Genomic DNA, 10727 nt, shown 5'->3' with positions numbered 1-10727 from the left:
GGGCGCCAGACCACCGGCTCGACCATCCTGCTGCCCTGAAGCAGCGCCAAGGCACAAGGATCAAGCTGCAAGAAACACCTTGCGGCTTGCCCCCAACTTCTTGAATTTATTCCTTGCCCCTTGCCCCTTGCCCCTTGCCCCGTTTTCCTCGGGCCTCAGGAATTCTCCACGTAGGCTCCCATCTCCCGCATTCGCGACTCGAAGCGTGCCACGTTATCGACCAGGTCGTCGGGGCCGAAGGCCACGCACTCGGCCAGCAGCACCTCGATCAGGGTGATCGCCGAGAGGATCGAGGGGAAGAAGTGCGGCGTGGCGTTGGCCACTGGAAAGGTGATGCTGGCGCCGGGGACCAGCGGCGAGCGCATGGTGTCGGTGACCACGATGGCATTCACGCCATTGGCGCGGGTGATCTCCAGGGCGCGCATGGTCTCGGCACAGTACGGCTCGAAGCCGAAGGCGATCACCACGTCGCCCTCGCCGAAGGGGGCCAGCTCGGTGAGCAGGCCGCCCTCCAGCCCGCGGATGAGGTGGATGTCGGGCATGGCGATGCGCCCCACGTAGGCGAAGTGGTAGGCGCAGGCGAAGGTGTCACGAAAGCCGACCACGGCCACCTTGCCGGCGCCGAGCAGCAGCTGGGCTGCCTCGCGGACCTTCTTCTGGTTGTCGGCGGTGAACAGCCGGCCGATATTGTCGAAGGCCGCATCTCCCACGTCCAGGAACACCTGGTCGTCGGTCTGGCTGGCCAGGTTACGCAGCTGGCTGGCCCGCCCCGAGAGTTCAACCGGACCGGCCTGGACCGCCGACTGGAACACCTCGCGGAACTGCTCATAGCTCTCGAACTCGAGTCGCTTGGCCAGGCGCATCAACGTCGAGGGCGTGACCTCGGCGGCGGCAGCCGACTTGCGGATCGACTGGAAGGCGATCTCCACCGGGTGTTCAAGCACGTAGCCGGCGGCCAGCTTGAGCTGCGGGCTCAGTTCCGGGTAGGCCTCGGCCAGCTGCTGGTTGACGGCATCCAGTCCCGCCGGGGCCTCCGGCGAAGCATCCGGTGTCGGGGTCTGCGGTTCCAGCACGCGGTTCTCCTCAGCTGATCATGTTGATGGCATCCGCCCATCGCGTAAGCGCGCATTGTAACGCATGCGGGCGGGCATGAATGAAACAACTGTATCCCATGACAAAAAACAATGGCACATACGTATTGACGGCTGGCCGGGCCTTCGTCTAGGATTCTCGCAAAACATACGTACCTCATCTTAATGAATGTTGACACGTTTGTTTCATTCATCGTCAGCAACGCCCAGGAACGACCGAACCCGACATGAGCCACTCTGCCAAGCATCCCACCTACGAGACCCTGATCACCCAGCGCCACGGCCAGGTACTCGAGATCCGCTTCAACCGGCCCCATCGCCTCAATGCCGTGGTCGAGGCACTGTATACCGAGCTGCTCGATGCCCTCGCCGTCGCCTCCGCCGAGGTCGATATCCGTGCCGTGATCCTCACCGGTGAGGGCCGTGCCTTCTGCGTCGGTGCCGACATGAAGGAGCATGGCAGTGCCAAGCGTTCGCTGTTCCAGCGCCGCCAGTACCTGCAGCTGGGCAATGACGTCTGCGAGGCGATCCTGCGTCTCAAGAAGCCCGTGATCGCCGCCGTCAACGGCTACGCCCTGGGGGCCGGCGCCGAGATGGCGGTCTCCTGCGACTTCATCCTGATGGCGGAGGATGCCCAGATCGGTTTCCCCGAGACCAGCATCGGCACCTGCGTGGGCGGCGGCGTTTCCAAGCTCCTGCCCGAGCTGGTGGGCCTTTCCCAGGCGCGTTGGCTGCTCTTCACCGGCCGGCGCATCGATGGCGAGGAGGCCGCCCGCATCGGCCTGGCGACCTCCAGTTGGACCCCCGATTCCCTGCTCGATGAGGCCCGTTCCCTGGCTGGCGAGCTGGCGAAGCAGGCCCCGGTCTCCATCGCCATGCTCAAGCGTCTGGTCAACCAGGGCAGCGACACGAACCTGGAGAGCCAGTTGCAGCAGGAACTCGATGCGGTCTTCACCTGCTCCACCACCGAGGACTGGCAGGAGGGCGTCGACGCCTTCGCCGAGAAGCGCGCGCCCCGGTTCCAGGGCAAGTAATCCCCCGATCTCTCGTGTCCGGTCATTCACCGGGCCCGTTGTCACTGTTCAACGACCCTCGTGGTCAAGGTCAGCAGCACATGAATCCCATCGAAGGACACCTTCCCACCCGCAGCCCCCTCCACGACATCCTGGCGCCGACCGGCATCGCGGTGATCGGTGCTTCCGCCGACCCCACCAAGCGGGGCTACAAGGCCATGGTCGGCCTGATCAAGGACGGCTATCGCGGCGACATCTATCCGGTGAACCCCAAGGCCGACATGATCCTCGGCATCAAGACCTGGCCGTCGGTCACGGCGATTCCCGGCAACCCTGAACTGGCGCTGATCTGCACCCCGGCGGCCACGGTGCCGGACCTGATCGCCGAGTGTGGCCGTCGCGGTATCAAGGGGGCGGTGATACTCGCCAGCGGCTTCGCCGAGATCGGCGTGGAGGGTGCCGATCTCGAACGCCAGATGATGGCCAAGGCCGAGGCACACGGGGTGCGCATCATCGGCCCCAACACCTCCGGCATCTTCAACCTGCATCACCGGATCAACCTGCTGGCGCTGGACAGCGTCAAGCCGGGAGACGTGGGCATCATCTCCCAGTCCGGCAACATGCTGCTGTCGCTGGCTCTGGAGGCTCAGCACAACGGCCAGGTAGGTTTCTCCACCTACGTGGGCCCCGGCAACCAGAGCGACATCGGCTTCAACGACTACCTGCGCTACCTGGGCGAGGATGAGCACACCCGTGTCGCCACCCTCTATGTAGAGGGCTTCCGCGACGGGCGCAAGTTTCTCGAGGTGGCGCGTGACGTCACCGCCATGAAGCCTGTGGTGGTCTACAAGTCCGGGTCCACCGAGCAGGGCCAGAAGGCTGCCAGCTCCCACACCGGGGCCCTGGCCGGCAGCTACGCCATGACCGTGGATCTTCTCAGGCAGTCCGGGGTCAGCGTGGTGCAGTACTCTGACGAGATCCTCCCGGTAGCCGAGGGCCTGGGACTGCTACAGAAGTCCCGCGGCAAGCGGGTGGCGGTGATCTCCGACGGCGGCGGGCAGGCCACTATCGCCTCCGACCGCCTGGCCGAGGCAGGCCTGGAACTCGCCGAGCTTTCCGAGGCCACGCGCCAGAAGCTGCGCGAGGTGCTCTTCCCCCAGGCATCTACCGTGAACCCGGTGGACGTGGCCGGCTCCACTGACGCTAACCCCTCGCTGCTCGCCACCTGCATGGAGATCGTTGCTGCCGATGAAACCGTCGACAGCGTTTTCCTGGTCGGCATGTTCGGTGGGTACAGCACCCGCTTCGCCGAGTCGCTGCTGGGCGATGAGATGCGCGGCGCCGAGGCGATGGTGGATCTGTCCAACGCCACCGATAAGCCGCTGGTCATCTACAGTCTCTATACCCCCATCAAGCCGCCGGCATTGCGCCGCCTGCACGAGGCGGGGCTGCCGGTCTACGCTTCCATCGAGCAGTCCGTCCGGGTGCTCGCGGCGCTGGGCGAGCGTGGCCAGTATCTGGCGCAATACCATAGCCATGTCCGCGAGACGCCAGTGGACGCCCGTCCTGAGCTCACCGCCATGTTCCAGCGCGCCCGGGCCGAGGGACGTGACCTCCTCGAGTTCGAATCCAAGCAGTTACTGCGCCACCACGGCGTCCAGGTCCCGGTGGAGCGGGTCGTCAGGAACGAGGCCGAACTGGCCGAGGCCGTGGCAGCGCTTGGCGACACGTCGCTGGCCATGAAGGTGGTCTCCAAGGACATCCTGCACAAGTCCGACGCCGGGGGCGTGAAGCTCAACGTGGTAGGCGAAGCTGCCATATACGATGCCCGCGAGGCGATCCTCGACGCCTGCATGGCCTACGACGCCAACGCCGAGATCGAGGGCGTGCTGGTGACGCCCATGGCGAAGAAAGGCGTGGAAGTGATCGTCGGGGTGATCCGCGACCCGATCTTCGGCCCGGTACTGATGTTCGGTCTCGGCGGGATCTTCGTCGAGATTCTCGAAGATGTGGCCTTTCGCGCCATCCCGCTCTCGCGCCACGATGCCCTTTCCATGGTCGATCAGATCAAGGCGAAGCGAATCCTGGAGGGAGTGCGCGGCGAGCCGCCCGTGGACAAGGAGGCGCTGGTCGACCTGTTGCTCAAGGTGTCGAGCATCGTCGCCGCCTACCCGGACCTCAAGGAACTCGACCTCAACCCGGTCATCGTCAACGCCGACGGCTATGCGGTGGTGGATGCCCGGGTTATCGTCGACCGTGACAGCAACGCCACTGACAAGGATGCCCACGCATGAGCCTGACCCAACCTCAACTGACCGATGCCCGCCTGAGCCTGGAGGGTAGGGTAGCCACTCTGACCCTGGATCGCCATGACGTGCGCAATGCCCTGACCGGCACCGCCCTGGTGGATGACATCGTGGCCGTGGCCGATTGGGTCAATGCCTGCGACGGGGTCTCCGTGCTGGTCATCACCGGGGAAGGCTCGGCGTTCTCCGCGGGGGGCAACGTCAAGGACATGGCCGAGCGCGGCGGCGACTTCGCCGGCGACGTGGCCGAGGTCGCCAGCCGCTACCGGCGGGGTATCCAGCGTATACCGCTGGCCCTGCAGGGCGTGGAGGTGCCGATCATCGCCGCGGTCAACGGTCCGGCGATCGGCGCCGGCTTCGACCTGGCCAACATGGCCGATGTCCGCATCGCCTCCCGCAAGGCCAAGTTCGGCGAGACCTTCCTCAACCTGGGGATCATCCCCGGGGATGGCGGCGCCTGGTTCATGCAGCGCCTGATCGGCTACCAGCGTGCCTTCGAGCTCACGCTCTCCGGCCGGGTGATCGATGCCGAGGAGGCGAAGGCGTATGGCATCGTGCTGGAGGTCACCGAGCCCGAGGCGCTGCTCGAGCGGGTCGGCGAGATGGCTGGGCAGATGGCGGCCCAGCCGCCCAAGGCGACGCGCCTGACGAAGCGGCTGATGAAGATGGGTAGCCGCATGGAGCTTCCCGACTTTCTCGACCTCTGTGCGACCTTCCAGGGCATGTGTCATAACGAGCCCGAGCACCTCGACGCCGTCAACGCCATGCTGGAGAAGATGGCCAGGAAGTAGCCATCGCCAGGCGCCATCTCCCGAAGAACCCGGCGCCGGCCGGGTTCATTGTCTCCGAAGAGCGCGAAAGGTCTGGATTTTCTCTCCTGCGGCTGGTGTGCTTGAGTCTCCACGAATACACACATGGAGGTGTCATGGCCGATAGCACGCTGGTCTTCATCATCCTGGGGCTGACCCTGGCTGCCTTCGTCTGGGGGCGTTTCCGCTACGACCTGGTGGCGCTCTCTGCGCTGCTGGGCTCGGTGATGCTGGGCCTGGTGCCGGGCGAGGAGGCCTTCCTCGGCTTCGGTCATCCGGCAGTGATCACCGTGGCCGCCGTGCTGGTGCTCAGTCGCGCTTTCGAGCGCTCGGGGGTGGTGGACGTGATCGCCGAGCAGGTGCTCAAGGTCGGAGAGAGGCTCTTCTTGCAGCTGGCCGCGCTGACCGGGACCGTGGTGGTGCTTTCCGGCTTCATGAACAACGTCGGGGCCCTGGCGCTGTTGCTGCCAGTGGCCATGCGCCTGGCCCGCGAGCATGACACCTCGCCGTCGCTATTGTTGATGCCACTGGCCTTCGGCTCGCTGCTGGGCGGGCTGACCACGCTGATCGGCACCCCGCCCAACATCATCATTGCCAGCTACCGGGGCTCGGTCACTGGCGAGTCCTTCGGGCTCTTCTCCTTCTCTCCCGTGGGCGTGGCGGTGGCCCTGGCCGGGCTCGCCTTCATCCTGCTGATCGGCTGGCGGCTGGTGCCCCAGCGTGCCGGCAAGGCCTCCACCGAGGAGATGTTCGACACCGCCAACTACCTGGTCGAACTCGAGGTGGACGAGGAGGCGAAGGCCAACGGCTGGACCCTGCGTGACCTGCATGAAGCCCTGGAGGAGACCATCCCCGTACTGGCCGTGGTGCGTAACGATAAGCGCCGTGCCGGCCATGCCTTTCACGGTGAACTGCGGGCGGGGGACATCCTGCTGCTGGAGGCGGGCCCCGAGGAGATGAAGCTGCTGGAGGACAAGGCGGGGCTGCGTCTGGGCAAGGAGCCCGAGGAGGAGGACGAGTCGGCACATCAGGCCGAGGCCGACGACAATGCGCGGGAAACGGAAAAGGCGGCACCGGAAAGGGCGCCTGTTGAGGAGAGCGAAAAGCAGAACAAGAAGGAGAAGAAAAAGAAGGGCGTCGATACCGAGGGGCTGCAGCTGGTGGAAGCGGTCGTGCGCAACGACTCCATGATGGTCAACCGCACTGTCGCCCAGTTGCGTCTGCACAACCAGTTCGGCCTGCACCTGGTGGCCGTGGCCCGCGACGGGGGACGCCTCAAGCAGCGTCTGCGCGATATTCGTTTCCGTCCGGGCGATGTGCTGCTGCTGCAGGGCGGCGAGAGCGAGCTCTCCGAGAGCCTGGCGACCCTGGGCTGCCTGCCGCTGGCCAGCCGCAACCTCTCCCTGGGGCAGCCGCGCCTGCTGCTGGTCTCCCTGGCCATCTTCGCCGCGGCCATCCTGGCCATCCTGACGGGCATGCTGCCCGCGGCGGTGGCGCTGGCCACGGCGGCCCTGGTCTCGCTGCTGGCAGGGGTGCTGCCGCTGCGCGAGGGGTACCAGGCAATCGATGGCCCCGTGCTGGTGCTGCTTGGCGCCATGATCCCGGTGGGACAGGCGCTGGAGACCAGCGGCGGGGCGGCGCTGATCGCCGACGCCCTGCTGGGCTGGGGCGGGCAGTGGCCGGTGGTGGTCACGCTGGTGGGGCTCTTCGTGATCACCATGATGCTCTCCGACATCATCAACAATGCCGCGGCAGCGGTGCTGATGGCCCCCATCGCTGCGAGCCTGGCGCGCGGCTTCGAGGTGTCGTTGGACCCCTTCCTGATGGCGGTGGCGGTCAGTGCCTCCTGTGCCTTCCTCACGCCCATCGGCCACCAGTCCAACACCCTGGTGATGGGCCCCGGGGGCTATCGCTTCGGGGATTACTGGCGCATGGGCCTGCCGCTGGAGGTCGTGGTGGTGGCAGTGGCCATTCCCATGATCCTGATGGTCTGGCCGCTGTAGGACCGAGGGGCAAGGAACAAGGGGCAAGGGGAGGACTGGCCTGTCTCCGGCATAGCCTCGATAAACACACCATCTACAGAAGTTAAACGCCCCCGGCACATGGCCTGGGGCGTTGGGTTGGTGCGGGGATGGGCTGGCCTCAGGCGGTGTGGTGGCGCAGCACCTTGGCCCTGTCGGTAACGAAGGCCTCGTACTCGAAGTCGTCCACGCTGAGCAGTTCGAGTACCTCGGCCTCGCGCTCGCGCATAAAGGTGGCATCGTCTTCGCTGATGATGCCGGCTCTGGCTGCCTCCTCCACCTTCTGCTCGGGGTGCAGGGCGTCAGCCGGCAGCTCGCCCTTGGCATGGGCCTTCTGGACCTGGCGGTAGAGCTTCTCGGCGCGCTCCTGGGTGGCGAGCAGGGCGTTGTAGTGGGCGAGGGGATTGTCCCGGCTGCCGTCGTTCTCCTGCCAGGTGGTTTCCAGCAGGTAGCGGCGCAGCGCCGTGTCGCGGGAGACGGCCTGGGCGATCTCGCGGGTCAGGGCATCCTGGGGGCGCTTCCAGCGGCGACCGGCGGGCATCACGACGATGCGCAGCAGCCGACCCAGGGCACGGCTCGGCAGGTTGTCGAAGAGCTCGTCCAGCGCCTGCTCGGCGCGACCCAGCAGGAAGCGGCAGCCATAGTGCAGCAGGGCCGCCTCGCCCTCGACCTTGTCGCCCTCGTGCCACTGCTTGAGCGTCATCGAGGCGAGGTAGAGGTTGGAGAGCACGTCGCCCAGGCGCGCCGAGAGCATCTCCCGCTGCTTGAAGGTCGAGCCGAGGCTCGCCATGGCGGCATCGGCGCACAGCCCGAAGCCGGCGGAGAGGCGGGCGACGTCCCGGGCATAGGGCGCCGCGACTTCGTCGAAAGGCACGTCCGCTCGGCCGAGTCCCAGCCCCAGGGTGAGGGCGCGGGCGGCGTTGCCGAAGATCAGTCCGGCGTGGCCGAAGAAGGCGCGGTCGAAGGCCGGCAGGTCGTCGGCATCCTTGGCGGCCAGTTCCTCCAGCACGTAGGGGTGGCAGCGAATCGCCCCCTGGCCGAAGATCATCAGGTTGCGGGTCATGATGTTGGCGCCTTCCACGGTGATGGCCACCGGGTTGGCGCTGTAGCCGATGCCGAGGTAGTTGCGTGGCCCCAGGGTCACCGCCTTGCCCCCGTGGATGTCCATGGCGTCGCCGAGAATCTGGCGCTGGAACTCGGTGAGCTGGCTCTTGAGGATCGCCGAGGGGACCGCCGGCTTCTCGCCATGGTCGATGGTGTTGGCCGTCTGGTAGACCGCGGCACGGGAGACGTAGGCCAGTGCGGCCATGCGCGCCAGGGGCTCCTGGACCCCCTCCATCTCGGCTATCGGCACGTTGAACTGGCGACGGATGCGGGCGAAGCCGCCGCTCCAGCCGAGGGCGTAGCGGGCGGTCCCGGTGGCGCCGGAGGGCAGGGTGATACAGCGTCCAATGGAGAGGCACTCCACCAGCATTCGCCAGCCCTGGCCGATCATCTCGGGGCCGCCGATGATGGTATCGAGTGGCACGAAGACGTCCCGGCCTTTGATCGGTCCGTTGAGGAAGGGACTGCCGATGGGGTGGTGACGGCGTCCGATCTCCATGCCGGCGGTGTCGCGCGGGATCAGTGCCAGGGTGATGCCACGATCGCTCTCCTCGCCCAGCAGGTGGTCGGGGTCGAAGAGTCGGAAGGCCAGGCCCACCACGCTGGCGATGGGCGCCAGGGTGATCCAGCGCTTCTCGAAGTTCAGGCGCAACCCCAGCACCGGCTCGCCGTCGATTTCCTGCCGGCAGACCACGCCGGTATCGGGGACGGCCGTGGCGTCACTGCCGGCGCGGGGGCCGGTGAGGCCGAAGCAGGGGATCTCGCGCCCGTCGGCCAGCCGCGGCAGGTAATGGTCCTTCTGGGCCTCTGTGCCGTACTTGAGCAGCAACTCGCCCGGGCCCAGGGAATTGGGTACGCCAACGGTGACCATCAGCGTCTCGCTGACCGAGAGCTTCTGCAGGACCAGCGACTGGGCCTTGGCGGAGAAACCCAGGCCACCGTACGCCTGGGGGATGATCATGCCGAAGAAACCTTCCTGCTTGAGGTAGTCCCAGAGTTCCTGGGGCAGGTCGGCGCGCTCGCGGGCGATCTCCCAGGCATTGCACATGCCGGCGGCCACGCTGCACTGGTGGTCGAGGAAGGCCTGCTCCTTTTCCGTCAGGCCCTCATCACGGTACTTGAGTAGCTTTTCCCAGTCGGGACGCCCGGTGAAGAGTTCGCCGTCCCAGGCTACGGTGCCGGCCTCCAGGGCAGTGCGTTCGGTGTCGGAGACCTTCGGCGAGACCTTCTTGAACAGGGCGAAGAAGCGAGGGGAAAGCCACTTGCTGCGCAGTGTGGGAAGGCCGGCCGCGGCCACAGCGAGGGCGCCGAGCAGCAACAGGGTGCCCAGCAGCGAGGAGGCGAAGAGCAGGCTGGCCAGGCCAGTCACGGCGAGCACGGTAAGGGCGGGCAGGGCGCCCGCTTCGCGGCGCATCACCGCCAGCAGGCCGGCGATGGCCGCGAGCAGCAGGATCAAGCTGAGCATGGGGGGTCTCCGGTTGTTGTCGACGGCAAGAATTCGAACAGATGTTTGAATTCTTGCAGACTAGCCCACTTCGCTGCAACCGGCCAGTACCCAGTACCTTGTGCCGACCGTCGGCGGTGACCCGCGCCCCCTCGGTCTGTTGCCCTGCCCCTCATGACAACGCCCGCGCTGCAGGGCAGGGCAGGGCGGGGCGCAGGGGTGCCGCGGCACTGGCGTTGTCAGTCGAGGCGGCGCTGAGGCTCGCCACGAGCCGGCGCGTCGCCCGCCACGTAGTAGGGGGCGTCGCTTCGCGGCAGCGGCTCGCGGCCGCGGATGCGGTCGGCGATCTTCTCGGCGAGCATGATGGTCGGCGCGTTGAGGTTGCCGGTAGGAATCACCGGGAACAGCGAGGCATCGACCACTCGCAGGCCCTCTACGCCGTGCACCCGTCCCTGGCCGTCCACCACGGCATCGTCGCCTTCGCCCATGCGGCAGCTGCCGCAGGGATGGTAGGCGGTCTCGGCATGGGCCTTGACGAAGGCATCCAGCTCGGCGTCGGAGGCCACGTCCGTCCCCGGCGAGACCTCCCGGCCGCGATAGGGGTCGAAAGCAGGCTGAGCGATGATCTCGCGGGTCAGGCGTATGGCATCGCGGAACTCCTGCCAGTCCTTCTCCCTGGCCATGTAGTTGAAGAGGATGCTGGGCGCGGCCTCGGGGGCCCGGGAGGTCAGGCGGATCCGGCCGCGGCTCTCGGAGCGCATGGAGCCCACGTGGGCCTGGAAGCCGTGGGCCTGCACCGCGCTCTTGCCGTTATAGCTGATGGCGATGGGCAGGAAGTGGTACTGCAGGTTGGGCCACGCCTCCTCGTCATTGCTGCGGATGAAGCCCGCCGCCTCGAACTGGTTGCTGGCGCCCACGCCCCTGCCCAGGAAGAGCCAT

Annotated in this window: 7 protein-coding genes; 4 read left to right on the top strand and 3 right to left on the bottom strand. The window is 66.7% G+C overall.

The genetic code is table 11. The features are described 5' to 3' along the window. Positions 1-155 precede the first annotated feature (155 nt). On the bottom strand, positions 156-1073 hold the full coding sequence (locus tag RI841_RS10385) for a MurR/RpiR family transcriptional regulator (protein ID WP_310705535.1): 918 nt from the start codon (positions 1071-1073) through the stop codon (positions 156-158). Positions 1074-1318: 245 nt separating this feature from the next. Here RI841_RS10385 and RI841_RS10380 point away from each other — a divergent pair, with 245 nt between their 5' ends. From RI841_RS10380 to RI841_RS10365, 4 genes are all read left to right on the top strand, one after another. Further along, positions 1319-2125 carry an enoyl-CoA hydratase/isomerase family protein gene (locus tag RI841_RS10380; protein WP_310705533.1) on the top strand — a complete coding sequence of 269 codons (807 nt, stop codon included), beginning with the start codon at positions 1319-1321 and terminating at the stop codon, positions 2123-2125. An 80-nt stretch (positions 2126-2205) separates the two neighbouring features. Beyond that, a complete protein-coding gene (locus RI841_RS10375) occupies positions 2206-4398 on the top strand; it encodes an acetate--CoA ligase family protein (RefSeq protein ID WP_310705532.1) in 2193 nt (730 codons plus the stop codon). Beyond that, complete coding sequence (locus RI841_RS10370; RefSeq protein ID WP_310705531.1) at positions 4395-5201, top strand: enoyl-CoA hydratase-related protein; 807 nt, start codon at positions 4395-4397, stop codon at positions 5199-5201. The genes RI841_RS10375 and RI841_RS10370 overlap by 4 nt, the downstream gene beginning before the upstream one ends. 134 nt (positions 5202-5335) lie before the next feature. Further along, on the top strand, positions 5336-7222 hold the full coding sequence (locus RI841_RS10365) for an SLC13 family permease (RefSeq protein WP_310705530.1): 1887 nt from the start codon (positions 5336-5338) through the stop codon (positions 7220-7222). Positions 7223-7361: 139 nt separating this feature from the next. Here the strand turns inward: RI841_RS10365 and RI841_RS10360 are convergent, their stop codons facing one another. Beyond that, a complete protein-coding gene (locus RI841_RS10360; protein ID WP_310705529.1) occupies positions 7362-9809 on the bottom strand; it encodes an acyl-CoA dehydrogenase in 2448 nt (815 codons plus the stop codon). 218 nt (positions 9810-10027) lie between these two features. Further along, positions 10028-10727: GMC oxidoreductase (locus RI841_RS10355; RefSeq protein WP_310705528.1), on the bottom strand; the 700-nt coding region annotated here is incomplete at its 5' end.

Origin of the sequence: Halomonas sp., assembly GCF_031581305.1 — a bacterium.
Taxonomy (GTDB): Bacteria; Pseudomonadota; Gammaproteobacteria; order Pseudomonadales; family Halomonadaceae; genus Halomonas.
The sequence above is the reverse complement of the archived record's forward strand: the minus strand, read 5'-3'. Positions and strand labels throughout refer to the sequence as shown.

Bases quoted from the DNA above. Each gene is read 5' to 3' on its own strand.
- RI841_RS10380 (WP_310705533.1), top strand. From the start codon at position 1,319: ATGAGCCACTCTGCCAAGCATCCCACCTACGAGACCCTGATCACCCAG.
- RI841_RS10375 (WP_310705532.1), top strand. From the start codon at position 2,206: ATGAATCCCATCGAAGGACACCTTCCCACCCGCAGCCCCCTCCACGAC.
- RI841_RS10370 (WP_310705531.1), top strand. From the start codon at position 4,395: ATGAGCCTGACCCAACCTCAACTGACCGATGCCCGCCTGAGCCTGGAG.
- RI841_RS10365 (WP_310705530.1), top strand. From the start codon at position 5,336: ATGGCCGATAGCACGCTGGTCTTCATCATCCTGGGGCTGACCCTGGCT.
- RI841_RS10360 (WP_310705529.1), bottom strand. From the start codon at position 9,809: ATGCTCAGCTTGATCCTGCTGCTCGCGGCCATCGCCGGCCTGCTGGCG.